28 protein-coding genes are annotated in these 24,611 nt (G+C 72.4%); 16 read left to right on the top strand and 12 right to left on the bottom strand.

All coding sequences use genetic code 11. From position 1 onward, the window contains the following. Positions 1-4 precede the first annotated feature (4 nt). Complete coding sequence (locus ABZS42_RS05660) at positions 5-1,216, bottom strand: arginine deiminase (protein WP_355142766.1); 1,212 nt, start codon at positions 1,214-1,216, stop codon at positions 5-7. Positions 1,217-1,380: 164 nt separating this feature from the next. Here ABZS42_RS05660 and ABZS42_RS05665 point away from each other — a divergent pair, with 164 nt between their 5' ends. The 5 genes from ABZS42_RS05665 (at position 1,381) to pheA (ending at position 4,954) form a co-directional block, all read left to right on the top strand. Then, positions 1,381-2,118, top strand: a complete 738-nt coding sequence (locus ABZS42_RS05665) for a hypothetical protein (protein ID WP_355142767.1) — start codon at positions 1,381-1,383, stop codon at positions 2,116-2,118. Positions 2,119-2,280: 162 nt separating this feature from the next. Continuing rightward, the gene (locus ABZS42_RS05670; protein WP_355142768.1) at positions 2,281-2,739 is read left to right on the top strand and encodes a hypothetical protein; all 459 of its coding nucleotides are present in this window, start codon (positions 2,281-2,283) and stop codon (positions 2,737-2,739) included. A 75-nt stretch (positions 2,740-2,814) separates the two neighbouring features. Continuing rightward, positions 2,815-3,204 (top strand): ACT domain-containing protein, encoded by a 390-nt coding sequence (locus tag ABZS42_RS05675; RefSeq protein WP_355142769.1) that lies wholly within the window; start codon positions 2,815-2,817, stop codon positions 3,202-3,204. 222 nt (positions 3,205-3,426) lie between these two features. Next, positions 3,427-3,987, top strand: a complete 561-nt coding sequence (locus tag ABZS42_RS05680) for a hypothetical protein (protein WP_355142770.1) — start codon at positions 3,427-3,429, stop codon at positions 3,985-3,987. 10 nt (positions 3,988-3,997) lie between these two features. Further along, on the top strand, positions 3,998-4,954 hold the full coding sequence (gene pheA, locus ABZS42_RS05685) for a prephenate dehydratase (RefSeq protein WP_355142771.1): 957 nt from the start codon (positions 3,998-4,000) through the stop codon (positions 4,952-4,954). Between the two features lie 66 nt (positions 4,955-5,020). Here pheA and ABZS42_RS05690 read toward each other — a convergent pair whose 3' ends face one another. From ABZS42_RS05690 to ABZS42_RS05700, 3 genes are all read right to left on the bottom strand, one after another. Continuing rightward, the gene (locus tag ABZS42_RS05690; protein WP_355142772.1) at positions 5,021-5,740 is read right to left on the bottom strand and encodes an AIM24 family protein; all 720 of its coding nucleotides are present in this window, start codon (positions 5,738-5,740) and stop codon (positions 5,021-5,023) included. Between the two features lie 123 nt (positions 5,741-5,863). Then, positions 5,864-6,211, bottom strand: coding sequence for a metallopeptidase family protein (locus tag ABZS42_RS05695; RefSeq protein ID WP_355142887.1), 348 nt, complete (start codon positions 6,209-6,211; stop codon positions 5,864-5,866). A gap of 129 nt (positions 6,212-6,340) precedes the next feature. Further along, positions 6,341-6,772, bottom strand: coding sequence for an OsmC family protein (locus tag ABZS42_RS05700; protein ID WP_355142773.1), 432 nt, complete (start codon positions 6,770-6,772; stop codon positions 6,341-6,343). A 128-nt stretch (positions 6,773-6,900) separates the two neighbouring features. Here ABZS42_RS05700 and ABZS42_RS05705 point away from each other — a divergent pair, with 128 nt between their 5' ends. Beyond that, positions 6,901-7,608: a hypothetical protein gene (locus tag ABZS42_RS05705; protein WP_355142774.1), complete on the top strand. Its 708-nt coding sequence runs from the start codon at positions 6,901-6,903 to the stop codon at positions 7,606-7,608. Positions 7,609-7,695: 87 nt separating this feature from the next. Here the strand turns inward: ABZS42_RS05705 and ABZS42_RS05710 are convergent, their stop codons facing one another. Further along, positions 7,696-8,214, bottom strand: a complete 519-nt coding sequence (locus ABZS42_RS05710) for a GNAT family N-acetyltransferase (RefSeq protein ID WP_355142775.1) — start codon at positions 8,212-8,214, stop codon at positions 7,696-7,698. Positions 8,215-8,414: 200 nt separating this feature from the next. Between ABZS42_RS05710 and ABZS42_RS05715 the strand changes: the two genes are divergently transcribed. Both ABZS42_RS05715 and ABZS42_RS05720 read left to right on the top strand, forming a co-directional pair. Then, entirely contained in the window at positions 8,415-9,236 is an 822-nt protein-coding gene (locus tag ABZS42_RS05715; RefSeq protein ID WP_355142776.1) for an HAD family hydrolase, read from the top strand. Continuing rightward, positions 9,236-10,048 carry an HAD family hydrolase gene (locus ABZS42_RS05720; RefSeq protein ID WP_355142777.1) on the top strand — a complete coding sequence of 271 codons (813 nt, stop codon included), beginning with the start codon at positions 9,236-9,238 and terminating at the stop codon, positions 10,046-10,048. The genes ABZS42_RS05715 and ABZS42_RS05720 overlap by 1 nt, the downstream gene beginning before the upstream one ends. 103 nt (positions 10,049-10,151) lie before the next feature. Here ABZS42_RS05720 and ABZS42_RS05725 read toward each other — a convergent pair whose 3' ends face one another. Further along, positions 10,152-10,745: a bacterial proteasome activator family protein gene (locus ABZS42_RS05725; RefSeq protein ID WP_355142778.1), complete on the bottom strand. Its 594-nt coding sequence runs from the start codon at positions 10,743-10,745 to the stop codon at positions 10,152-10,154. 83 nt (positions 10,746-10,828) lie between these two features. Between ABZS42_RS05725 and ABZS42_RS05730 the strand changes: the two genes are divergently transcribed. Both ABZS42_RS05730 and ABZS42_RS05735 read left to right on the top strand, forming a co-directional pair. Next, positions 10,829-11,656 carry a prolyl oligopeptidase family serine peptidase gene (locus ABZS42_RS05730; protein WP_355142779.1) on the top strand — a complete coding sequence of 276 codons (828 nt, stop codon included), beginning with the start codon at positions 10,829-10,831 and terminating at the stop codon, positions 11,654-11,656. 47 nt (positions 11,657-11,703) lie between these two features. Next, positions 11,704-12,894 carry an ABC transporter substrate-binding protein gene (locus ABZS42_RS05735; protein WP_355142780.1) on the top strand — a complete coding sequence of 397 codons (1,191 nt, stop codon included), beginning with the start codon at positions 11,704-11,706 and terminating at the stop codon, positions 12,892-12,894. Positions 12,895-12,999: 105 nt separating this feature from the next. Here the strand turns inward: ABZS42_RS05735 and ddaH are convergent, their stop codons facing one another. After that, on the bottom strand, positions 13,000-13,833 hold the full coding sequence (gene ddaH, locus ABZS42_RS05740; RefSeq protein WP_355142781.1) for a dimethylargininase: 834 nt from the start codon (positions 13,831-13,833) through the stop codon (positions 13,000-13,002). 59 nt (positions 13,834-13,892) lie between these two features. Here ddaH and ABZS42_RS05745 point away from each other — a divergent pair, with 59 nt between their 5' ends. From ABZS42_RS05745 to ABZS42_RS05755, 3 genes are all read left to right on the top strand, one after another. Then, complete coding sequence (locus tag ABZS42_RS05745; RefSeq protein WP_355142782.1) at positions 13,893-14,351, top strand: Lrp/AsnC family transcriptional regulator; 459 nt, start codon at positions 13,893-13,895, stop codon at positions 14,349-14,351. Between the two features lie 45 nt (positions 14,352-14,396). Continuing rightward, positions 14,397-16,259: a beta-propeller domain-containing protein gene (locus ABZS42_RS05750; RefSeq protein WP_355142783.1), complete on the top strand. Its 1,863-nt coding sequence runs from the start codon at positions 14,397-14,399 to the stop codon at positions 16,257-16,259. A gap of 173 nt (positions 16,260-16,432) precedes the next feature. After that, positions 16,433-17,389 (top strand): zinc-binding dehydrogenase, encoded by a 957-nt coding sequence (locus ABZS42_RS05755; RefSeq protein ID WP_355142784.1) that lies wholly within the window; start codon positions 16,433-16,435, stop codon positions 17,387-17,389. A gap of 28 nt (positions 17,390-17,417) precedes the next feature. On the opposite strand, the gene ABZS42_RS05760 is transcribed toward ABZS42_RS05755, so the two are convergent. The 3 genes from ABZS42_RS05760 to ABZS42_RS05770 form a co-directional block, all read right to left on the bottom strand. After that, positions 17,418-18,581, bottom strand: coding sequence for a hypothetical protein (locus ABZS42_RS05760; RefSeq protein WP_355142785.1), 1,164 nt, complete (start codon positions 18,579-18,581; stop codon positions 17,418-17,420). Between the two features lie 111 nt (positions 18,582-18,692). Next, complete coding sequence (locus tag ABZS42_RS05765; RefSeq protein WP_355142786.1) at positions 18,693-18,947, bottom strand: DUF6457 domain-containing protein; 255 nt, start codon at positions 18,945-18,947, stop codon at positions 18,693-18,695. Further along, entirely contained in the window at positions 18,944-19,636 is a 693-nt protein-coding gene (locus ABZS42_RS05770) for an NTP transferase domain-containing protein (protein ID WP_355142787.1), read from the bottom strand. Before ABZS42_RS05770 ends, ABZS42_RS05765 begins: the two co-directional genes overlap by 4 nt. A gap of 51 nt (positions 19,637-19,687) precedes the next feature. Between ABZS42_RS05770 and fdhD the strand changes: the two genes are divergently transcribed. Continuing rightward, positions 19,688-20,542 carry a formate dehydrogenase accessory sulfurtransferase FdhD gene (fdhD, locus tag ABZS42_RS05775; protein ID WP_355142788.1) on the top strand — a complete coding sequence of 285 codons (855 nt, stop codon included), beginning with the start codon at positions 19,688-19,690 and terminating at the stop codon, positions 20,540-20,542. Positions 20,543-20,558: 16 nt separating this feature from the next. On the opposite strand, the gene ABZS42_RS05780 is transcribed toward fdhD, so the two are convergent. Both ABZS42_RS05780 and ABZS42_RS05785 read right to left on the bottom strand, forming a co-directional pair. Beyond that, entirely contained in the window at positions 20,559-21,254 is a 696-nt protein-coding gene (locus ABZS42_RS05780; RefSeq protein WP_355142789.1) for a GAP family protein, read from the bottom strand. A 225-nt stretch (positions 21,255-21,479) separates the two neighbouring features. Next, positions 21,480-22,520, bottom strand: coding sequence for a DUF4192 domain-containing protein (locus tag ABZS42_RS05785; protein ID WP_355142790.1), 1,041 nt, complete (start codon positions 22,518-22,520; stop codon positions 21,480-21,482). A 166-nt stretch (positions 22,521-22,686) separates the two neighbouring features. Here ABZS42_RS05785 and ABZS42_RS05790 point away from each other — a divergent pair, with 166 nt between their 5' ends. Both ABZS42_RS05790 and moaA read left to right on the top strand, forming a co-directional pair. Further along, complete coding sequence (locus ABZS42_RS05790; protein ID WP_355142791.1) at positions 22,687-23,601, top strand: fructosamine kinase family protein; 915 nt, start codon at positions 22,687-22,689, stop codon at positions 23,599-23,601. Further along, the gene (gene moaA, locus ABZS42_RS05795; RefSeq protein WP_355142792.1) at positions 23,598-24,611 is read left to right on the top strand and encodes a GTP 3',8-cyclase MoaA; all 1,014 of its coding nucleotides are present in this window, start codon (positions 23,598-23,600) and stop codon (positions 24,609-24,611) included. Before ABZS42_RS05790 ends, moaA begins: the two co-directional genes overlap by 4 nt.

A 24,611-nucleotide genomic window follows, 5' to 3' on the forward strand; every position in this document is an offset into this window, starting at 1 on the left:
CCGGTCAGCGCCGCAACGGCTCCCGCACCATCGGGCAGGACATGCAGCGGGGTCCGCCGCGGCCCGACCCCAACTCCGAGCCGGCGATCGGGATCAGCTCGATGCCGGCCCGCTCCAGCTGGGCGTTGGTCTCCACGTTGCGCTCGTACCCGACGCAGAGCCTCGGTGCCAGGGCGAGGGTGTTGTTGCCGTCGTCCCACTGTTCGCGCTCGGCGGTGACCGGGTCCAGCCCGGTGTCGATGACCCGGAGCTGGTCGATGTCCATGGCGTCCGCTGCGGCCCGCAGGAACGGTGCGGGGCCGTCCACCCGCGGGTCGTCGCCGTCCGCGCCGGCGATCACGGTGTACGCGGACAGCGCGTCGGCGACGTTCGGGTACATCAGCACGGCGTCGACGTCGACCATCGTGCAGACCGTGTCCAGGTGCATGGTGGCGCGCTTCTGCGCGACCGGCACCACCAGGATGGTGTGCGCCAGCCCGGCGGCGAAGACCTGCCGCCCGAGCCGTTCGGCGCCGGCCGGCGTGGTTCGTTCGCCCACTCCGACGGCGATCACCCCCGGCGCCAGCAGCAGCACGTCTCCGCCTTCCAGGTGCTCGAGGCCGGGTTGGTAGACGAACTCCGTGCCCACGAAGCGCGGGTGGTGGCGGTAGATGGCGTTCGTCAGGGTGCTCTCCCGGCGACGCGCCCGCATCGCGAGGCTGGTCACCCCGACCCGGTTCTTGATCCAGAGCGAGGAGTCCCGGGTGAAGAGCAGGTTCGGCAACGGTTCGATCACGAAATCGTGCCGGTCCATCAGCGTGTAGACGATGCCTCCCGGCCGCTCCGGGCTGATCCGTAGTTCCTCGTGGGCGAGGCCGGCGATCAGCACGTCGGCGAGCGCCGCGGGGTCCAGGTACGCCAGGTGGTCGGCGACGCGGGCGCGCAGCGTGTCGCCCAGCCGGGGCGAGCTCAGCACCTGCTCGGTGAGTTCGGCCCGGGCATCGGCCACCGCCAGCGTCTCGGTGAGCAGGTTCGCGAGGTAGAGCACCTCCACCCCGCGCTCGCGCAGCGCCGCCGCGAAGGCGTCGTGCTCCTCCTGGGCGCGCCCCACCCACGGGATCGCGTCGAACAGGAGCGAGTCGTTGTTGCGGGGTGTTAGGCGGGCGAGTTCCGGGCCGGGACGGTGCAGAAGCACGGTGCCGAGCCGTCCGACCTCGCTGTCCACATAGTGGGTCACCCTTGGCAGCGTAGGGCAGGGTTTGGCGGTATCCGGGAAAAGAAGAGCGGATGAATATGGCATTCATCCACAGTCACTCCGGCGCTCCACCTTGCCGAGCCGGGGGGTCGTAAACGTAGGGTAGTGGGGACATAACTTCGAGGGACCTTTTGCCGGAGGTCGCGATGACTGTCTTTCCCGCTCGCCGGGCCGCACCCACCACCCGGGCGCTGCCTGGCACGGTGCCACACCCCCGCGCGGAGTCGCCGGGGATTCTCGACCCGGTCCGCCCCAAGCCGTTCGAGTGGGCCCGCCGGCGGCGAGCGGAGCGTGGCGCTCGACGCCTGGAGGCGGCGGGAGCCCGTGCCGTTGGGCAACTCGACCACCTCGGGCCGGCCTGGCACGTCGTCGAGTGGCCCCGCACCGACGCCGCCGACATCCTGCTCGACGGTTCGCAGGACGATCGCGCCGGTTTCCTCGCCATCGGCCCGAGCGGTCTCTTCGCGGTCACCGTCGCCGACCACGGCCGGGCCCGGGTGCTGGTCGCCGGCGATGTGGTCCAGATCAACGGCAAGCGCCCGCCGTACGTGGCCGAGGCCCGGCGGGACGCCAGGCGGGCGAGCAAGGCACTCTCGGACGCGGTGGGCCTGCAGATCCCGGTCACCCCGGTGCTGACCTTCGTCGGCTCCGGGGTCATCAGCGTCTACGGCCTGCCCAAGGACTGCCTCATGGCCACCCACCGCGAGCTGGATCGGCTGCTCGTCGCGGGTGGCAACCGGATCAGTCCGGTCACCGCCGAGAAGCTTTCCCGGGTGGCGCAGCACCCGAGCACCTGGCTGAACGGCACCTACCGCCCGGCGGCCGACTACCGGTGGTACGAGGACGGCCGAACGGCCGCTGACAAGCCGGCGAACCGCCGGTAACGTCTTCGGCGACGTCTCGTGGGCCGGCCTTCACCGGTGCCGCGGGTCCGCGCCGCGACCACTGGTCGCCTGCGCTGCTTCCGCAGCGACTACGGCCGGTGGCCGCGGTGCGGTCGCCGACCGGCTAGCGTGGACAGTCCGTCGGTGTACATAGGAGGCGCGGTGGCTCACGTCGAACTCTCGCTCTCCGAAGTGTTCGTGCCGGCGGCACAGGCACCGACAGAGCCCGAGTGCGACAACTTCGACCGCTGGTCATCGACGGTCACCAACGCCGACGAGCCGTGCTTGTTGATCGACGCCGACGCGAACGTGGTGGCGATCTCCACCGCCACCTGCCGACTGCTCAGCCTCGGCGAGCCGGACGCCGTGATCGGGCTGCCGCTGCTCTCCGGCGGGCTGCGCCTGCTCGACTTCACGGCGAACCGCAACGCCCTGACCCAACAGGAGATCGACAAGATCCCGCCGCTGCTGGCGCTCTCCTCCGGTCGGCTCGCGCGGGGCCTGCTGCGGGTACAGGCGGCGACACCGAAGGCCCCCGTCTGCACGGTGGACGCGATCTCCACCGCGGTGTTCACCGACGATGCGGTGGCCGGCTCACTGACCTTCTTCTCACCAGTCTGACCTGCGACAATGGGTGGCGCCCGGCGCACGTGGCAAAGCCGGACCCGCCGCCGGTCGAGGCCGTAAGGTGCCCTCATGCTCGATATCGCGCTGCTGCCGGGGGAGTACGCCGTGTGCCAGATGGCCGCCGGCTCCGCCCTGCCTCCGGCGCTGTCGAGCGGGCTCGGCGCCACGGACGTGGTGACGGTGAGCTGGACCGCTGACGGCATCTCGGTGATCTGCCCGATGGACCGGGCGCCCGCGCAGGCCGTGGTGGAGACCGCCTGGCGCTGCCTGCGCGTCGGCACGCCGGATGACGTGGCCGTCGGCGGCACCCTCGCCGATCTGGTCGACCCGCTCGCGGGCGCGCGGGTGAGCGCGGTGGCATTCTCCACCTTCGACACCGACTACGTGCTGGTGCCGGCGGTACGCCTCGGCGAGGCGACCGCCGCGCTGGAGCGCGCCGGACACCGCCTGCACGATTGACTTCAACATCGCTACGGATGCTCCTACGATGGGCTCGGCCACCCCGGCCGTAACGTCCCCGCAGCCCCTCAGGATCGGCCCGTGCCGCCCACCCCGCCCCTCCATACCGCGCTGTCGCTCGTCGACCCGACGCCGGGCGGCAGACCGGCCCCGCCTGCCGTCCGCCCGGACCGGGCCGGTACGCGCGCGCCCGCACCCGCCGGACGATCGGGTGGGCACCTCGTGGTTCCCCGCCTCCGCACCCGTTCGACCGCGTCCAACCGGCGGGTACGTGCGGTGTCGGCCGTCCTGACCGCCCTGGTATTGGCCGGGTGCGGCGTACCGCCCGACCTCCGTCAGTCGACCTCGCCCAGCGCGCCGGCCACCGCGTCGGCGCCGACCTCGATCCCCACCCCACCGGTTCCGCCGGCCACCGGCCTGCCCACGACCGTGCCGAGCCTGTCTTCGCCGACCGCCGATGCCGGACTGGTGGCGACGTCGTGCCCGAGCGGACCGACCGGTCAACGGGTCATCCAACTGCTACGGGGCCGGGCCGCGGTGCTCTCCGACGGCGTCCGGGTCCAGGTCGCCACCGGACCCCTCTGCGCCGCGGACTGGCAGTACACGGTGCTCAAGGTGACCGGGTACGAGGAGCTCCGGGTCGTCACCCGGGGCCGGCCGGAGGCACCGCAGCTGGTGACCGCCGGCACGGACGTGTGCAACGCCGAGGTACGCGTCATCGCTCCGCCCGGAATTCGGACCTTGGCCTGCGACGGCGGCACGGTGGGCGTACCGGGTGCGTAGGCTGGTCGGCATGCCGGGAACTCCGCCGACCCGTTTCGTCTACCTCGGGCCCGAGGGCACCTTCGCCGAGCAGGCGTTGCGCACCATCCCCGCCGCCGAGCGGGGCAGCCGTACGCCCGCCCGCAGCGTCGGCGAGGCGCTGGAGAACGTACGGGCCGGGGAGGCCGACGCGGCGCTGGTGCCGTTGGAGAACTCGATCGGCGGGGCCGTCGGGGTGACCCTCGACGAGCTGGCCGAGGGGGAACCCCTGGTGATCACCCGCGAGGTCGTCCTGCCGGTGGAGTTCGTGCTCGGCGCACGTTCCGGCACCGAGCTGGGCGCGATCGGCACGGTGGCGGCCCATCCGCAGGCGTCCACCCAGTGCCGGAACTGGCTGCGCACCAACCTGCCCGACGCGGTCGTGATCGACGTGCTCTCCAACGGAGCCGCCGCCGCGGGTGCCGCCACCGGCGAGTACGACGCGGCCATCTGCGCGCCGATCGGCGCACGTCGCCACCGGCTGGCCGTACTGGCTGACAAGATCGCCGACCATCCGGACGCGGTGACCCGCTTCGCGCTGGTGGCCCGGCCCGGCCCGCCCCCACCACCGACCGGGGACGACGTCACGTCGCTGGCGGTCTACATCGCACACGACCGGGTGGGCGCGCTGCTGTCGGTGCTGATGGAGCTGGCCGTACGCGGGGTCAACCTGACCCGCATCGAGTCCCGGCCGACCGGCGAGGCGCTCGGCCGCTACCTGTTCTTCCTCGACTGCACCGGGCACGTGGCGGACGTCCGGCTGGGCGAGGCGTTGCAGGGCCTGCGTCGGGTCTGCGCCGCCGTGCACTTCCTCGGCTCGTACCCTCGCCATCGCTGGGCGGAGACGGGCGGCGATCGGCCGATCCCACCGCCGCCCGGTCTCTCGGACGCCGACTACGCCGACGCGACCGCCTGGCTGGCGCGGTTGCGCGCCGGCGAGCTGAGCTGAGCCGGCGCGCAACGCTGCCGCGGTCGCTCGCGCAGCCGGCGCGCTAGTCGTCGACTGTCGTGCCGGTCAGCTGAGCAGACCGCCGAGCAGCCCGCCCTGCTGCTCCTGCGCACCGCTGCCCGTCACGGGGCGCTCCTCGGAGGGCTGCACCACGACGAAGCCCTGCCCGGCGAAGCTCATCGTGAACGCCTCACCCGTACGCCGCCCGATGAGCGTGCCGAGACCGAGCTGCTCGGCCCGGTGGTAGCCGGTCTGGAGGCTGGCCGACCAGCAGACCGCGGCCTGCGGGTCGACGTAGGTGGGCTGATCGACGTTGAGGACCACCGGCGTGCCCTCGGTGGTGATCGCGATCCGGCCGTAGCCGCTGAACACGCAGTTGAACAGGCCGGAGGCCGCCATCCCGGTGCCGCCGACCATCCGGATGTCGTACTGGAGGGTGGAGTCGAAGGCCAGCACTCTGGAGCCGTTTATGGAGAGCGAGTCGCCCGGCTCCAGGTCGATGATGTGCACGTCCTTGGCCAACTCGGCCAGGAAGACGTCACCCTGGCCACTGACCTTCATGAGCGGCACACCCTCGCCGGTGAGCTTCTGCTTGAGGAACTTGCCCAGCCCGCCGGAGCCGAGCGCCTGGAACTGCACCTGCCCCTGGTAGGCGACCATCGACCCCACCCGGGCCATCGCCTCCCCGTTGAGCTCGATCTTCAACATCTTGGAGTTCTGCAGCCGCATGCCTGGCTGCGCGGACTCCTGCTCCAGGTTCTCGGCAGAGAACAGCGAGCTGCGCATGACGTGCCTCCTGATGTCGCGATGCCTGTCAAGACGGTAGGTGACCGTCGCAACGACGGGCCATCGGGCAGCTGTGCCTGTGACCGGCGGCTCGGCCGCGCTGCGGAGGCGTGAACGGCCGGGTCAGGCCCAGCCGAGAGAGTGCAGTCGCTCGTCGTCGATGCCGAAGTGGTGGGCGATCTCGTGGACCACGGTGACCGCCACCTCGTCGACGACGTCCTCCTCGTCCTCGCAGATGCGCAGGATCGGGTGGCGGTAGATGAAGATGCGGTCCGGCAGCACACCGCCGTAGTCCCAGCCGCGCTCGGTGAGCGCGTGTCCCTCGTAGAGGCCGAGCAGGTCCTCCTCACCCGGCGGCGGGTCGTCCTCGACGAGGATGACCACGTTGCTCATCAGGCCGAGCAGCTCCTCGGGCACCTCGTCGAGCGCGTCGCCGACCAGTTCCTCGAAGCGCTCGCGGCTCATCTCCACCGGCACCCTGCCATTCTGCCCGACGCCTCGCCGCCTCCGGCCTGCCGAGATCCATGCACGTTCACGGAAAGAGTGGCCTGCCGAACCCCGGCTGGGGACTCTTTCCGTGAACGTGCGGTCAACGGGGTGTCAGGAGGAGAGTCGGGCGGTGAGGGTGATCTCGGCGCCCGGCGAGAGCAGACGGGAGATCGGGCAGTTCGCCTTGGCGGCCTCGGCCAGCTTCTGGAACTCGGCCTCGTCGATGCCGGGCACCTCGCCCACGGTCTCCAGCTCGATGCGGGTCACGCTGAACCCGGCGTCGGTCTTGTCCAGGTGCACCTTGGCCGTGGTCTCGATCGAGGTGGCCGTCGAGCCGGCGTCGGCGAGCGCCTTCGAGAAGGCCATTGAGAAGCAGCCGGCGTGCGCGGCGCCGATCAGCTCCTCGGGGTTGGTGCCCTCCCCCTCCTCGAAGCGCGACTTGAACGAATAGTTCCCCTGGAGGCCGCCCTTGCCGGTGCGGACCGTGCCGGACCCCTCGGTGAGGTTGCCCTGCCAACGTGCGGAAGCGGTACGGATAGGCATGGTCCGACGCTATCGGAAAGCGGATCTCCCTGCGACGGGCTCCGCCGACGCCCAGCGTGCGATCCCTGTCACCGGTCGTCCCCTGTGCCATGATTCGACCAGTCGTGCGACCGGCGAAAGGATGGCGGATGTCCAGGGAGCTTCCCATCCAACGAAAGGACGACCGGTCCGACGACATGGCCGTCATCGAGTGGGGCACGGCCGAGCCCGACACGCCGGAGCGGCCCAGACGCACGCTCGCCGGGCTGGGGCGGGACCGCCGGATACCGCCTCTGCTGGCCGGGCTGGGCGCGCTGGCCGGAGTCGCCTCGCTGGTCGGCGAGTGGGTCGTGATGACCCTGCCCGACGGCGGGCGTGAGGGTTCCCTCGAAGTGCCCGCCGGGGTGGCCGACGTCAACGGTTTCGGGGTCGGCTACCTGGTGGGCCTGCTCGGCCTGGTCTGCACGGTGGCGCTCGCGCTGCGCGGCACCCCGACCGTCCGACCGAACGCCCGGGTGCTGGGGCTCGTCCTGGCCGGGGCGCTGCTGGTCCTGCTGGCCGTCACCGCGGCCGAGCTCGACGACTCGACGCGGCGGCTCTTCTACAGCCCGGAGGCGGGCTTCCGGATCGAGTACGGCCGCGGCCTCGCCATGGCCTTCGTCGCCTGCGCGCTGCTCGGCGCGGCGTCGCAGCTGGCGGTGAACGCCGCGCCGCTCGACGAGGACGCCCCGGCCGGTGCGGTGTTCCGGCGACGCCGCCGGTCCGCGCGGGACGAACCGGACGACGTACCGCCTCCGCCGGCCGATCTGACCGTGCAGCCGGCCGTCCCGTTCGCCCGCCCGGAATCGCAGATCTGAACAGTTGACGGGTTCGGCCGGGTCCGCGCCCGCCCGGGCAGGGCCGTCAGGTGCGGAGCCGGCGGCCGGGGGGCCACGCCTCGTCGCTCAGCGGCTGGCCCATCGCCACTCGCCGTCGACCACGACGTCCGTGGCGCGCAGACCGAGACGTTCGGCGATCCGCGCCGAGGCGAGATGGTCGGGGTGCACGTGTGCGATCAGCGCGTTGATCCCCTGCCGGTCGAGCCAGCCGACCATGCCGAGGGCCGCCTCGCCGGCGTACCCGCGGCCCTGCCGCGGGGCGGCGACGACCCAGGCCAGCTCGGCGACCTCACGGTCGCCGTCCAGCCGGACGGTGGCCTGCACCGTACCCACGGCGTCGCCGGTGGCCCGGTGCCGGACGATCCAGTTCAGCCAGCCCTGGCTGCCGTCCGGGGAGCGCCCGGCCACCTGGCGCGTGTACCGGGCACGCAACTGCTCCTCGCTGGCCGGCTCACCACCGATGAACTCGTGCAGCCGTTCGTCGTGCAGGAGCGGGGCCATCTCCGCGGCGTGTGAGATCCGCAGCGGTTCAAGCACCAGGCGCTCGGTCTCGATCAGCTGCGCCGCGGGCCAGTCGCGTACCACCCGCCAACCGTACGTCCGGACGGATTCCGCCGAAGGCGGGCGGTCGCCACCCGGGGTGCGCCACCGGTTGGCTTCCGATTCGCCTGGAAGCCATGGTTGCGCCCCGTTCCGCGAGGTACGGTTGCTGCCCGCCGTCACTCCGGGTCGATGATCGACCACTGAAACGGCTGGTTGCGGCGGCGGCGGGCGAAGGAGGAACGATGACCCGCCCCGGACTGCCCAAGCTGATCGCCACCGATCTCGACGGCACGCTCGTCCGCAGCGACAACACCGTCTCCGCGTACACCCACGGGGTGCTGGACCGGGTGCGCGCCGCCGGGATCCCGGTGGTCGGCGCGACCGGCCGCGGCCCGCGGCTGACCGAACTGACCCGCAACGACATCCGCGCGGCCGACTTCCTGGTGATGGCCGGCGGTGGTCGCGTGGTCGATCAGAGCGACCCGGCGGGCCCGGTGGTGCTGCGCGACGAGCGGCTGCCGGCCGAGGTGCTGGCCCGGATCCTGGCCGATCTGGAGGCCGCGGTCGGCCCGTTGACCGTGATGGTCGAGGCGTCCGACGAGCACGACGCGCCCCTCTGGGGCGACTATCACCCGAGCTGGCCCTACCCGGACCGGTTCGAGGCGCGTACCCGCGCGGAGTGCCTCTCCACCGACGTGATCAAGGCGTTCGCCCGCACCGCCGATCACCAGGTGGACGAGCTGCTCGACGTCGCCCGCCGGATCGTCCCGGCGGAGGTGGCCACGCTCACCCAGGCCGGCCTCGATTTCGTGGAGATCTGCCCGCCCGGCGCGGACAAGGCCACCGGGCTGGCCGTGGTGGCGCAGACCCTCGGCGTCGACCCCGGCGACGTCCTGGTCTTCGGCGACCAGCCCAACGACCTGCCCATGTTCGAGTGGGCCGGCTGGGCCCGGGTGGCTGTCTCCAACGCCCACCCGGCGGTTCGAGCCGCCGCCGACGAGGTCACGCTGCGCAACGACGACGACGGGGTGGCCGTCTATCTGGACCGACTACTCTCCCGGTGATGGGAGAGACACCTCGGCTCGTCGCCACCGACATCGACGGCACCCTACTCCGGGACGACCGCACGCTGAGCCCGCGCACCGCGTCGGTGCTGGCCCGGATCGCCGCCTCGGGCACGCCGGTCGTGCTGGTCACCGGCCGCCCGATCCGCTGGCTCAAGCTGGTGTACGACCAGTTGGCCGAGCCGCTGCCGGCGATCTGCGCGAACGGCGCGGTGGTGTACGACCCGGCCGGCGACGAGGTGCTGCGTGCCGACCCGCTGGCGCCGGAGCTGCTGGCCGAGGTGGCCCGGCGGCTGCGCGCCGAGGTGCCCGGGGTGACGTTCGCCGTGGAGGTCACCGACAGCCGGCAGATGCGACACGAGGCGCACTACCCGCTGCGCTGGGACGCCGACCACGACGCGATCCGCGCAGTGCAGTCTCCCGAGGAACTGCTTTCGGCCCCGGCGGTGAAGCTGCTCGCCCGGGCCGGTGAGCAGGATCCGGATGCGTTCGTCGAGCTGGTGGCGGCGGCCCTGCAGGGGCTGGCCGAGGCCACCCACTCGTCGTACTCGGGGCTGGTGGAGATCTCCGCGGCCGGTGTGACGAAGGCGGCGGGCCTGGCGTGGTACTGCGCCCGGCTCGGCGTCGACGCCCGGGACGTGGTGGCGTTCGGGGACATGCCGAACGACGTACCGATGCTCACCTGGGCCGGTCGGGCGGTGGCGGTCGCCAACGCGCACCCGGCCGTGCTGCGGATCGCGCACGAGGTCGCCGCCGCCAACTCCGAGGACGGCGTCGCGGCGTACCTGGAGAAGCTCTTCGACGTGGGCTGAGCGGGCCGGGCCGGGCCGCTTCCACCCGGGTCGCGGACCGGCCTCGGCCCTCCCGGCACCGCTACGTGCGGCAGTGTCGCCGCGCCGGTGGTGGCCCGTCGACTCAGAGGTACTGGCCGGTGCTGTGCCCCTCGCCGCCCTGACCCATGCCCGGCATCCCGGGCGCCATCGCGCCGGGACCGCTCGGCAGTGCCCGGCCGGACCGCATCTGCTCCAGCTGCACCCGGGCTGCCACCTGCTGGGCGACCAGCGCGGCCTGGATGCCGTGGAAGAGACCTTCCAGCCAGCCGACCAGCTGCGCGTGTGCGACCCGGAGCTCGCTCTCGCTCGGTGCGCCCTCCTCGGTGAAGGGCAGTGAGATCCGCTCCAACTCGTCACGCAGCTCCGGGGCGAGACCCTCCTTGAGCTCGACGATCGACCGTTCGTGGATCTCCCGCAGCCGGTGCCGGCTGGCGTCGTCGAGCGGGGCGGCCTTCACCTCCTCCAACAGCTGCTTGATCATGCTGCCGATCCGCATCACCTTGGCAGGCTGTTCGACCAGGCGGGTGGGGTCCTCCCCCTGCCCGTCGCCGGTCTGCATGGTGCCGACGGGCTGGCCGTCCGGGCCGACCACCACCACCGTGCCGGAGTGGCCGGTGCCCTCGTTGGACGGCTCGTCGTTCTGTCCAGCGGTGCTCGCTTCGGTCATGTGATCCATCTTGGCCCAGCGTGCCGGGTTCACGCTCGCCGGGACCGACTCCTCCGACACGGATCACTCGCGGGGCGCGTTACCGTCGCGCCATGCCTGCCGACCCCCGTGCCGTTCTGAGCCGCCCCGCCCCGGATCCCGATCACACGGTGGCGTACGGGGACCATCCGGACCAGATCGCGGACCTCCGGGAACCGGCGGTCGGCGGGTCCGCCCGGCCGTTGGTCGTGGTGGTGCACGGCGGCTTCTGGCGGGCCGAGTACGACCGGAGGCACACCGGCCCGCTGGCCGCCGCCCTGGCCGGGCTGGGCCATCCGGTGGCGCAGCTCGAATACCGGCGCACCGGGCAGCCGGGCGGCGGCTGGCCGAACACGCTCTCCGACGTGCTGGCCGGCGTGACGGAGCTGCCCCGGCTGGCCGCCGCCGCGATGCCGGGCCGGGTACGCGCCACCGCGCCGATCCTCGTCGGCCACTCCGCGGGCGGCCAGCTGGCGCTCTACGTCGCCGCCCGGGCGCCGGAGGCGGTCGGGGGCGTGCTGGCGCTCGCCCCGGTCGCCGACCTCGCCGAGGCGTACCGGCTCGACCTGGACGGTGGCGCGGTGGCCGAGCTGCTCGGCGGCGGGCCGAGGGAGGTCCCGGATCGGTATCGAGCCGCCGATCCACGGAGATTGGTACCCGTGCGATCACGCACCGTAGTTGTCCATGGTGAGATGGATCAACAGGTGCCGGTGACGATGAGCCGCGACTTCGTGGCCGCCACCCGGACAGCGGGTAGCGATATCACCCACTTTGAGCTTCCCGACTGCGAACATTACGGCCTAATCGACCCAGAATCTGCTGCCTGGCCCGTGGTGGTCGCCGCGTTGCGATCCCTGCACGAAGATCAGCGGCCAATTGACGCAGCGTCGCCGACCAGGTAGAACGCCGGAGGGGCGACCCGCCCTCGAACCCCTGCTGGAAGGACTCGGTGTCGCAGATGAACCGCAGACGGGCGCTCCAACTCCTGGCCGCGCTCGGCACGACCGGTCTCGTAGCGGCGTGCGGCAACGACACTGACGACGCATCGGGCAGCACCGGCAGCCCGATCAAGATCGGGCTGATCGCCCCTCAGGCCGGCGGCCTCAAGGCGATCGGCGACGAGATCGTCAACGGCTTCCAGCTCTTCCTCGACCTGAACGAACAGCAGCTCGGCGGGCACCCCGTCACGCTGATCACCGCCAACGAGGGCAACGACGTCAAGTCCGGCAAGGCCGCCGTCGACGAACTGCTGAGCCAGGGTGTGCTCGCGCTGACCGGCGTGGTCAACTCCGCCGTCATGCTCGGCATCCGGGACACCGTCGAGAAGGCCCGGGTGCCGCTCATCGGCTCGAACGCCTCACCGAGCACCCTGCAGAGCGTCGTCTACATCTGGCGGACCTCGTACGTGCTGGACGAGGCGGGACGAGCGCTCGGCGGCTACCTGAAGGAGCGGCTCAAGCCGGGCTCCCGGTTGGGGATCATCATGCCGGACAGCGTCGGCGGCGAGGATGTCGAGCGCGGCTTCCGGGAGGAGTTCGGCTCCTCCGACCCGCGCCTGGCCGGCCCGGTCGTCTGGACCACCGCCGCGGACAACCCCGGGAAGACCGCGTTCAGCCAGGACATCCACAAGGCGCTTCAGAAGCATCCGGACGCCATCCTCTGCTTCTTCACCGGCGAGGCCGGCGTCGAGTTCATCAAGCAGCTGCGCGCGGCGGGCTACAAGGGTCCCGTGTACGCCCCGGGCTTCCTCACCGAGGGCACGGCGTTGGAGAGCATGAAGAACGACGCGCTCAACATCCAGACCGCGCTGAACTACTCGGCCGACCTCAGCAACACGGCCAACCAGGTGTTCGCCTCCGAGTACCGGAAGAAGCTGAACAGCTCCCCGACCACCTACGCGATGGCCTCGTACGACGCCGCCCAGGTGCTGCACCAGGCGATCCAGCTGGCCGGCGCGAACCCGAACCCGCAAGAGGTCAACCTGGCCCTCGGCAAGCTCGGGCAGATCGACAGCCCGCGCGGCATCTGGCAGTTCAACCAGCCGCGTACGCCGCAGCAGAAGTGGTACCTGCGCCAGGTGCAGCGCGACGGCCAGGTGCTGTCGAACGTCCTCATCAGCGAACTGGCCACGCTCGGCTGAACCCCTGCGTTCCGAGAACAGGGCCGATCTCCGTGCGGAGAACGGCCCTGTTCCGTACGCCGAGGCGGCCGGCGCTCCCGGAGCCGGGCGCGTCGCGCGTGCCGCTCAGTGCCGCAGCTCGGCGATGCAGCACTTGACGCTGCCGCCGCCCTTCTTCAGCTCGGACAGCTTCACCGGCACCGGGTGGTAGCCGACGGCCTCCAGCTTCTCGGCGAGCCCGGCAGCCTCGCTGTTGAGGACCACGTTCAGCCCGTCACTGACCAGGTTGAGCCCGAAGGCCATGACGTCGGCGTCGTCCGCGATCACCGCGTCCGGGAAGAGCTGTGCCAGCACCTTCTGGCTCGCCGCCGAGAACGCGCCCGGGAAGTAGACGATGTTGGCGTCGTCGATGGCGGCGAGAGCCACGTCCAGGTGGTAGAAGCGCGGGTCGACCAGGCGAAGCGAGACCACCGGGCGGCCGAGCGCCTCCTGCGCCTCGGCGTGCGCCGGAAGCTCCGTACGGAACCCGTGCCCGGCGAGGATGAGCCCGCCGTGCGCCTCCGGGACGTACGCGAAGTCGCCCTCGCCCTCATTGGTTTCGCTCGGTGCGATGAACCGCCAGCCCTGCGACTCGTAGAAGGCCCGGTGGGCCGCAGCCTCGGCGGCCCGCTGCTCGTGCTTGAACTGGGCACCGTAGACGGCGCCGTCCACCACGAAGGCGCCGTTGGCGGCGTAGACCATGTCCGGCAGGCCGCGCTCGGGCGTCAGCAGGTGCACCTCATGGCCGAGCTGCACCAGCGTTTCCCGCAGCCGGTCCCACTGCTTCACGGTCAGCTCGGTGTCGACCGGGGCGGTCACGTCCATCCACGGGTTGATCGCGTACTCGACCGCGAAGTGCTCCGGAGAGCACATGAGGTATGTCCGCTTTCGCGGCACTCGCTGGTGGTTCACGGTCACCAAGAGTAGGTATCGTAGAACTTTGGTAACAGCCACAACCATTGCTTCCCAGGGGCAGAACGTTGCAGATAGACGCCGTAGACCAGCGGATCATTGCGCTGCTTGTGGCAGACGCCCGAGCGTCGTACGCCGACATCGGGATCCGGGTGTCACTCTCCGCCCCTGCCGTGAAGCGACGGGTCGATCGGCTACGTGCCAGCGGGGTGATCCGGGGATTCACCGCGGTCGTCGACCCGGCCGCCGTGGGCTGGACCACCGAGGCGTTCGTGGAGCTCTTCTGCGCCGGGCGGACCACCCCCGCGCAGATCGGCGCGGCGGCCCGTCGGCACCCCGAGGTGGTCGGCGCGTACACCGTCTCGGGTGAGGCCGACGCACTGGTGCATCTGCGCGCCGCCGACATCGCTCATCTGGAGGCCGCGCTGGAAAGGCTGCGCGCCGAGTCGTTCGTGACCTCCACCCGCAGCACGATCGTGCTGTCCCGGCTGGTCGAGTCGCCCGGCGTCGGGCCGTCCGCCGGCTGACCCGCCGGGTGGGAACCAATAGGGGCGACGGCCCGTCGAACGGCCATGACACGGGGAACCCATCTCGCCGCCGCCGGCGCACTGGCCACGCTGGCTCTGCTGGCCGGTAGTGGGCTGCCGCCCACCGTCCCCACCGTTCCCGACGAACCGACCCCACCCGCCGGACCCGACACCCGGCTGGTGGCGTACGAGTCGTGCGGCGAGGCGCTGGCCGGGCTACGAACCGCCGCCACCAACGCCGTCGGGCCGTGGGGCCTCCCCGCCGGTGACACCACCGCCTGGGTCACCCTGGCGAGCGCCGGCGCAGCCCGACTCGACGCGGCGCCCACCCCCGAGCACTCCAGCACCAACGTCCACGAGGTCGGGGTGGACGAACCGGACCTGGTCAAAACCGACGGCCGGCGGATCGTGACGGTCAGCCGGGGCGTGCTCCGGGTGACCGACCCGGCGACCCGGCAGACCACCGGCCGCCTCGACCTCGCCGACAACTCGACACCGGACCGGCACTGGGAGCGCAACCTGCTGCTGCACGGCGACCGGGCGCTGGTGCTCAGCAGTCCGGCCGGGGCGGTGTTCCGCACAGCCGAGCAGCAGGCCAGAAGCAGGGCCAGCCGGCTGACCCTCGTGGACCTCACCACGACCCCCACCGTGCTCGGCTCCTACTCGATCGACGGCACCCTGATCGACGCCCGACAGACCGGTGCCACGGCCCGGGTGGCGATCCGCTCCGCTCCCCGACTCGACTTCCGTCCCGACCCGAGAGCCGGCGACGCCGAACGCATCACCGCGAACCGGGCGGTGATCGCGGCAGCCGGAATCGACGCCTGGCTGCCCGCGTACCGGTGGACCGCCGGCCAGCAGCGGCACGGTGGCCGGGTCGGGTGCGACCGGCTGAGCCGGCCGGCCGACACCACCGGCAATTCGGTGGTGACCGTGCTCAGCTTCGACCTCGCCGCCGAGCAACTCGGCGACGGTGACCCGGTGAGCGTCGCCGCCGACGCCACCACGCTCTACGGCACCGCGAACAACCTCTGGCTCGCCGGCTGGCGCGGGGCCGACGAGCGAGCCCGCCCGACCTGGTGGGGTGGGCGATCGGGGGCGAGCACAGTGCTCCACCAGTTCGACACCACAGGCCCCGGCCGGCCCCGATACCTGGCCAGCGGCAACGTCCCCGGCTGGCTCATCAACCAGTACGCGCTGTCGGAGTGGCAGGGCGACCTGCGCGTCGCGACCACCGTCGACAGCGTCCCCGGGCGGCCGACGTCCGAGTCGGCCGTGTACGTGCTGCGCCGGCAGGGTGGCACGTTGGAGCAGGTCGGCGTCGTCGCCGGCCTGGGCCGTGGCGAGCGCATCCGCTCGGTGCGCTTCCTCGGCGGCACCGCGCACGTGGTGACGTTCCGGCAGACGGATCCGCTCTACACACTGGACCTCACCGATCCGGCCGCGCCCCGGGTCACCGGCGAACTGAAGATCACCGGGTACTCCGCGTACCTGCACCCGCTGCCGGACGGGCGGCTGCTCGGCGTCGGGCAGGAGGCCGACCGACGCGGTCGTACGCAGGGCCTGCAGGTCTCGCTCTTCGACGTCCGGGACCCGGCCCGGCCGGTCCGGCTGGACCAGTACCACGTGCCCGGCGGCCGGTCGGTCGTGGAGTTCGACGCGCACGCGTTCCTGTACCAGCCGGAGACCGGCCTGGTCGCGCTACCGGTCGACCAGGGCATTCGGCTCCTGCGGGTGTCCGCCACCGGGATCGGCGAGATCGGGCAGGTGACCCATCCGGGTGCCGACGGGAAGTCGCTCGACCGGTCGTTGCTGGTCGACGGCACGCTCTGGACCGTCTCCCCCGCCGGGCTGCGGGCCAGCGACCCGGACAGCGGACGGAGCCTCGCCTGGCTCCCCTCGACCTGAATCTCCCTCCCCAGCGGGTGGGGCCCGGTAAACGGGGCTTCCGGGCCCCACCCGCCCGGCACCGCAGCCGCCCTGACACTCGCGGCCGGACGCTTCAGCTCACCCGCCTTGACCTGAAGTCCGGTTCAAGGTGTCGACTTGAGGTCGCCGGGGCCGACCAGACAGGGGCATTCATGAGGGCAGTGTGGTTGCGTGAGTTCGGCGGACCGGAACTGCTCGCGGCGGGCCGCGCACCCGATCCCGTGCCGGGACCGGGCCAGGTGCTGATCGACGTGGCACACGCCAACATCACCTTCGTGGAGACCCAGTTCCGAGCCGGCTGGTCCGGACAGTTCGGCGGCAACCCACCGTTGATCCCCGGCAACGGCGTGGGCGGCGTGATCGCGGCGGTGGGCGCGGACGTCGATCCGGCACTGATCGGCCGGCGGGTGGTGAGCGGCACCGGCGGCTCGGGCGGGTACGCCGAGAAGGTCGCGGTCGACGCGACGATGCCGTTCGAGGTGCCCGAAGGGTTGCCGCTCGACGTGGCGGTGGCGCTGCTCGCCGACGGTCGTACGGCAACCATGCTCGTCGACACGGTCGGCCTCCGGCCGGGCGAGCGGGTCCTGGTCGAGGCGGCCGCCGGTGGCGTGGGAAGCCTGCTGGTGCAACTCGCCGCCGCAGCGGGCGCGCGGGTGGTCGGGGTGGCCGGCGGCCCAGGCAAGGTGTCCCTGCTGCCGGAACTCGGCGCGGAGGTGGCGGTGGACTACCTGCGCCCGAACTGGACCGAGCAGATCCGGGCCGCCACCGGCGGGGTGGATGTGGTGTTCGACGGCGTCGGGGGCGAGGTCGGTCGGGCGGCGTTCAGGCTGCTCGAACCGGACGGCCGGATGATCAGCTTCGGGCTGGCCGGCGGCGAGTGGGCCGCCGTGCCGGCCGAGGACGCCGCCGCCCGGGGCGTGACGCTGCTCCGGCCGGACGTGACGCCCGCGCGGCTGCGCGCGTACACCGAGAAGGCGCTGGCGGAGGCGCTGGCCGGCCGGTTGCACCCGGTGATCGGCCAGCGGTTCCCGCTGGAGCGGGCGTCCGATGCGCACGCGGCGATCGGCTCCCGGGCGACGGTGGGGAAGACGCTGCTCGACGTCCGCTGACCCGAGCTCTCGTCGCCGCCGCGCGTCCTCAGAGGTACATGCCCGTCCGGTGCTCGCCGTCGGCGCGGCGCGGCGCCTTGTCGCCGTCACCGAAGAACCGCTTGCCGCCGAACTCGCCGTGCAACCGGTCGTCCAGCTCGTCGGCGAGCCCGGTCATCACCTGCACGGCCAGCATGAGGTGGGTGGGCTGGAAGTTGCGGCCGAAGACGGGGATGGACGCCCACACCGTGTCGTCGGTGCAGTAGAGGCGGCCGATCGGCATCCGGTTGGTCAGCTCGGAGAGCTTGACGTAGAGCCGCTCGGTCGGCTCGACCTCGGTGAGCACCGGGGAGAAGACGTCGACCAACGGCGGATTGTCCCGAACCCGGACGAAGACCATCGCCGATCCGGCCCGGATGTTGATGTCCCCGTCCGAGTCCACCTGCAACCGCTCGGAGTCGGACTTGAGCATGGTGGAGACGACGGTCCGTACGCGCTCCTCCAGCGCCAGCACGTCGTTCTCCTCGTTCTGCGCGGCCACGGCCTCGACCAGCGCCTCGTCCAGGTCCTCCTCGACGACGCGCCCCGGACCGAACTCGCTCCGGGCGGTGCCCAGCGGCACCTCCGGCAGCGGCTCCCCCTCGGCGTCGTGAATCAGGTAGACGAGGAACGCGGGATGTGGTGCGCCGTAGACGTCGCGCAGGGTGCGGGAGAGCAGGGCGGCGACGCGACCCGGCTGGGTCGTGGTCGCGTCCAGGCCGAAGTACCCAGCGGACCCCTCGAGGACGCCCGGCGGAGACCAGCCCAACGCGATCATGTCGGCCACGGCCGCCCGATCCAGCCGGTAGCCGTCCGGCAGCGCGGCGTTTCCGACGGCCCGCGCGGAGAGCCGGCCCTCTTCGCCCACGTCGATCCCGATGGAGTAGACCGCGTCGCCGGTGCCGGAGGCGGTCGGGTCGATGGTCAACTCGACGTGCGTGCCCGCCGGGAGCGCGGGCAGCAGTTCGGCGAGCGCCCGGGCGAACTCCTGCCATGCCTGGGTCACCTTGGCCCGCAGATCCGCGGTGCTCGGCTCGTCGAGCAGGACCGACTCATGGTGCTCCGGCTGCCCCGACGTGGCGCCGGATGAGTGCGCCGGGATGGCCGCCGGCTGCGGGGCCGAGGCAGCGCCGGGCGGTTCACCGGGCGGCGCCGAGGGGTGGTCTGCCGTCATGATCGCCTCCGTCCGTCAAGGTCACCCTACTCACGGGGACGCGCGGACGAGTCAGCCCCGACCGTGATCGGACAAACCCGTGCGAGACGGCTCAGGGGGTGGGGTCCAGCCTCAGGAGGTGGGGTCCGCGCCGAGCTCGACCGGCCAGGACGCGGCGAGAGCGCTGAGCCGTACAGCCGCGTCGGCCGGGTCGGCGCCGCGCCCCACGGCCAGCCCGAGAAGGTACGCGGAGACCGGCGCGCCCGGCCGGAGCACCTGGTGGGCCACGTCCTTCGCGAGGCCGAGCACGGCCGGCACCGGCACCTGAGCCGGATCGAGACCCAACTCGGCACAGGCAGCCGTGACCCAGTCGTCCATCACCGTCATCGAGCCCACTCCTCCGCCCGGCGTACGTCCTGGTCAGTGTCGCAGTCGAACCACGGTGGCGGGCCGGCACCGGCCCAGCCCACCTCCCGCACGGTCAGTCCGTCCAGCAGGGCGCGTACCGGGGTGCCGACGAGTCCGCCGCCCCGACCACTCGCGAGTCGGGCCAGCGCGCCCCGAAGCGCGGAAACCCGCCACACCCCGCAGAGCGTCTGCCGCCGCCCCTCGGCGTCCACGTAGCAGGCACCGTCGGCGCCCGCAGGGGCGAGCGCGCCCAGCAGGACGGCGACCGCCTCCCGGGTGAGCAGAGGCAGGTCCGCCGCGAGCAGGGCGACAGTGGTGGCGTCGGCGTCGAGCAGGGCGAGACCGGCCGCCGCGGCCGCGACCGGACCACCACCGGGTGGTTGTTCGCGGGTTACCCGTACGTCCGGCGGCGCCGGGTCGGCCGGCCCGACCAGGATCCGCGGAGCGGCGTCGGCGACCGCGGCCAGCACGCGCTCCCGCATCGACCGGCCGGCGACCGGCAGCGCCGGTTTGTCGACGCCGCCCATCCGCCGCGCCTCCCCGCCGGCGAGCACCACCGCCGCGTACCGTCCCGAGGATCTCTCTTCGACCTGCACCGCGCGGTGCGCGCCCACCGCGTTCGGGCTCGCGGCCCGATGGGCGGCGGGGGTAGGTCGGAAAGAACTCATTCGGCCACGGTAGCCGTGCGGACGCCTCGGCACTGGGTGCAGGATGTCGGGGTGGGACGGGCAGCTGACCGACGTGGCGTAATCCGGATCGACCTCGACGCGGTGGAGGGGCGTACCTCGGTCCGGCGACCGGACACCATCGCGGCCGAGGAACCGCTCGAGATCCGGGTGGGCGCGGCCGGGCCGGGTCGACGCCGACCACTCGCGGTGACCATGCGTACGCCCGGGGACGACCTCGACCTGGCGATCGGCTTTCTGCTGACCGAGGGCTTGATCAGGTCGACCGACGACGTGCAGACCGCCCAGCTCTGCGCCGGGGCGGAGACGCCCAACACGTACAACGTGGTGGATGTGGTGCTCGCGCCCGGCGTGCCGGAACCGGCGACGGATCCGGCCCGGAACTTCTACACCACCAGTTCGTGCGGCGTGTGCGGCAAGGCCAGCATCGAGGCGGTCCGGACCAGGTCGCTCTTTCCCGTCCGCGACGATCCGCTGACGGTGCCGGCCGCGGTGCTGGCCGACCTGCCGGACGTGCTGCGCGCGTCGCAGCGTGGCTTCGAGCGGACCGGCGGGCTGCACGCCGCGGGCCTGTTCACGCCGGACGGAAAGCTGGTCGTCCTCCGCGAGGACGTGGGCCGGCACAACGCCGTGGACAAGGTGATCGGTTGGGCGGTACGCGAACGAAGGCTGCCGCTCGCCAACCACCTGCTGCTCGTCTCCGGCCGGGCCAGCTTCGAGCTGACCCAGAAGGCGTGGATGGCGGGCGTGCCGCTGCTGGCCGCGGTGTCCGCGCCCAGCACCCTCGCGGTCGACCTCGCGGAGGAGGCCGGGCTGACCCTGGTCGGCTTCCTCCGCGGCCGGACCATGAACGTCTACGCCGGCCCACAACGGGTCACCGTGGGTTGACGCTCGGGGACCGTGGTCAGCCGATCAGGTCGAGCCGGGCGGCGGCGTCGCGCGCGAGCAGGAAGCCGGCGATGCCGAGGACCCAGCCCAACATGCTGCCCGACTTCTCGGTGATCCACGTGTTGAGCTTGGCGAGCAGCGGCTCGACCCGCGCCGGGAACGCCATCCGGGTGCCGAGCAGCAACACCGCGGGCAACACCATGACCAGGCAGTAGCCGGCCAGCACGGCCACCAGGGCGGGACCGCTCACGTCAGCCGTGGCCAGCAGGCTCACCGCGCCGAGGTACGGCAGCATGGTCGCCACCTCGGCCAGCGCGGCGAGCAGCGCCAGCCCGACCAGCCACCGGGCGGACGAGTCGCTGGAGGTGGCCCGGTCCCGCCAGCGCAGCACCCCGCCGGACCGGCGGCGGCGCTTGCCGTCGTAGCGGAAGCTGATCGCGAACAGCCCGACCCCGAGTGCGAGCTGCGCCCAGAGCACCGGCCGCTGGTCCAGCGCACCGCTCAGCGTCTCGGCCAGCCGGGTGCCGCCCCAGACCAGCAGCAGCCCGACCAACAGGTAGAAACCGGCGATCGTCGCGAGGTACGTCAGGATGCGCCGGACGTTGACCCGACCCGGGGTGAGCAGCAGCCAGACCGGGATGAAGAGCGTGCCGATGCTGGTGCTGTCGATGAGCGCCAATCCGGCGAGCGCCGACAGCAGGCCGACGCTCATGGTCGCACCGAGGGGAAGTTGGCCATGCGTCGATTCTCGGGCGTGCCCGCGTCGTTCGAGTCGGCCCGGGGAACGACCGTCGGGTACATCGTTCGACGGACGGCGTGCCCGCTCGCGGGAACTCCTGCCGTTGCCGGTGCGTCCCGTGAAGTCGCCACCGGCCGGTGACAGTGTCTCTTCCGGGCGGGTGACAGCGTCTCAACGGGCCGGGCGGGTGACAGCGTCTCAACGGGCCGGGCGACGCCGCCGCTTCCGGCTGCGGACCACACCCGGTGGCCCGACCAGCGGCCAGCCGTCCAACTCCGAGGGTGGTACGCCCCGGCGGAGCAGATCGTCGAGGAGCAGCGCCAGCGAGTAGTCGGGGTGCTCGGCGAGCGCCCGTTCCAGGGCAACCGCCGCCAGGGCTCCCTGGCCCGCCCGCCAGGCGGCGAAGGCCAGCAGGCTCGCCGGAGCGGCGATCAGATCCGGCTCGGCGCGGCGCAGCACGTCGGTCCAGAGCGCGATGTCCCGATCCCGCCCGTCGGTGCGTTCCCAGGCATGGTCGCGTACCTGGATCCGGGTGAGGAGCAGGCTGAGCCAGGCCACCTCGTCGTCGCTGAGCCGCTCACCCCGGCGCTGCCGACGCATCGCCTCCCGTACGGCGGCCACCCCGGCCGTACCCGCCCGGCCTTCGTCCAGCAGCCCGCCGGTGGGTGCGAGCAGGCGCGCCAGCCGCTGCTCGGCGACCTCGGTGGCCCGTCGCATCGCCACCCGCGCAGGCCCGTCCACCGGCGCCACCTGTGCCACCAGCGCACCTCTGTCGGGGAGCGCCACCTGGCCGGCGTAGACCGCCGACGCGCTGATCTCGCTGGTGCCGGGGTTGTACGGCCGACCCTCGGGCGGGCAGCATCCCGCCTCGGCGCAGAGGTACGACCACCAGCGACCGTCGGTGACGCGCAGCGCGTCGAGCAGCACCAGCCCGGCCTCGCCGAGTGCGCCGCGGACCGCGTCCACGGCCGGCGTGGCCCGGTCCACCGGGCCGTAGCCGACCACGGTGGCGGCGTCGGCGCGCTGCCGCTGGACGACGTTCGCGAGGTGCCGGGCCGGGCCGACCGGATCCTCGGCCGGGGCGGGCAGGTCCGCGCGGGCGGCGAAGACGACCCGTCGACCGCGCATCGCCACCACGACCACACTGTCGGCGGGATGGAAGCCGAGCAGGTACGGCACAGCGGCGAGCAGGTCGGCGGGGGAGCGTACGGCGAGGCGGGGCGGTTCGGTCGATGCCATGTCGGCAGCCTGCAACCGGACGGGTACGCTCCGCAGCCCCCTGTGGACGACACGCCCGTCGTCCACAATCACGCAGCGTGTTTATCCAGCTCAGCCGCGTTCACGACGGCCCGTGCACCTGATCGGTGGCGGGCGGAAATCCGGCCGGACGGGTTACGGTGCAGTAATGGACCTCGCGTACCTGCGGGCACATCCGGCACAGCTGCCGGCCTTCCTCACCCATCAGCGGATCCGGGAGACACCGGTTCCCGGCGGGGACATCTGCGTCGCGTCCCGGCTGACACTCGACGACGGTCACTCGATCTTCGCCAAGTCCTGGCCGGAGCGCACCGACCGCCCGACCCCGGACGGATTCTTCGCGGCCGAGGCCGCCGGGCTGCGCTGGCTGCGGGACGCGGACGCGGTGCCGGTGCCCGAGGTGCTCGCGGTGCTGCCGGAGCTGCTCGCCCTCGACTGGGTACAGCCCGGCGAGCCGACCCCGGAGGCGGCAGAGCGCTTCGGCCGCGAGCTGGCCGCCCTGCACCGGGCCGGCGCGCAGGACTTCGGGGCGCCCTGGAACGGCTTCATCGGGGCGTTACCGCAGGACAACACGCCCGACGACGGACCGTGGTCACAGTGGTTCGCCCACCGGAGGCTCACCCCGTACCTGCGCCGCTCGGTGGAGAACGGCGCGCTGAGCGCCGCCGAGGCCGCCCTGGTGGAGAAGGTCGTCGAGCGGATCGGTGAGTTCGGCGGGGACGAGCCCCCGGCCCGGATCCATGGCGACCTGTGGCCGGGCAATGTGCTCTGGGGCGCCGACGAGCGGGTCTGGCTGGTGGACCCGGCCGCGCACGGCGGACATCGGGAAACCGACCTGGCCCAGTTGGCGCTCTTCGGCGGGACGCCCCACCTGGACCGCATTCTCGCCGGGTACGAGCAGGTCTGGCCGCTGGCCGACGGGTGGCGCGAACGCGTGCCGCTGCACCAGCTGCATCTCCTGCTCGTGCACACCGCGGTGTTCGGCGTCACTTACCGCGATGCGGTCAACCGCACCGCCCGATTAGCCCTCACCGGGCTCAACCACGCTACGGTCGACAGGTGAAGGCCACCCATCCGTCCGACGGCGTCCTCGCCGATCGGTACGGCCGCATCGCCCGGGACCTGCGCGTCTCATTGACCGACAAGTGCAACCTTCGGTGCACATACTGCATGCCGGCGGAGGGACTGCCCTGGCTGGCCGGGCCGCAGTTGCTCACCGACGAGGAGATCGTCCGGCTGGTCGGCGTCGCCGTGCAACGGCTCGGCGTGACCGAGGTGCGGTTCACCGGCGGCGAACCGCTGATCCGCGCCGGCCTGCTGGACATCGTGGCCGCGGTGGCCGCGCTCGAACCACGCCCGAGAATCTCGCTGACCACCAACGGCATCGGCCTGGACCGGCTCGCCCCGGCCCTGCACACCGCCGGGCTCGACCGGGTGAACGTATCGCTGGACACCCTGGACGCGGAGCGGTTCACCGCGCTGACCCGCCGCCCGCGACTCGACGCCGTACTGGCCGGTCTGGCCGGAGCCGCGGCCGCCGGTCTCACCCCGGTGAAGATCAACAGCGTGCTGATGCGCGGGGTGAACGACGACGAGGCACCGGCCCTGCTCCGCTTCGCGCTCACCCACGGCTACGAGCTGCGGTTCATCGAGCAGATGCCGCTGGACGCGCAGCACGGCTGGGACCGGGCCGCCATGGTCACCGCCGACGAGATCCTCGCGTCGCTGCGGCGCGAGTTCGACCTGCGTGCCGATCCCGCCGAGCGGGGATCGGCACCCGCCGAGACCTGGCTGGTCGACGGCGGTCCGGCCCGGGTCGGGGTGATCGCCAGCGTCACCCGCCCGTTCTGCGGCGACTGCGACCGCACCCGGCTGACCGCCGACGGTCAGGTCCGTGCCTGCCTCTTCGCCACCGAGGAATCCGACCTGCGAGGCGCGCTGCGTGCCGGGGTGGACGACGAGGGCCTGGCGGACCGCTGGCGCCGTGCGATGTGGGGCAAACGGGCCGGTCACGGCATCGACGACCCGACCTTCCTGCAGCCAGCCCGGCCCATGTCCGCCATCGGAGGGTGA

This window comes from Micromonospora sp. NPDC005367, assembly GCF_040606825.1.
In the GTDB taxonomy this organism is placed as follows: domain Bacteria; phylum Actinomycetota; class Actinomycetes; order Mycobacteriales; family Micromonosporaceae; genus Micromonospora.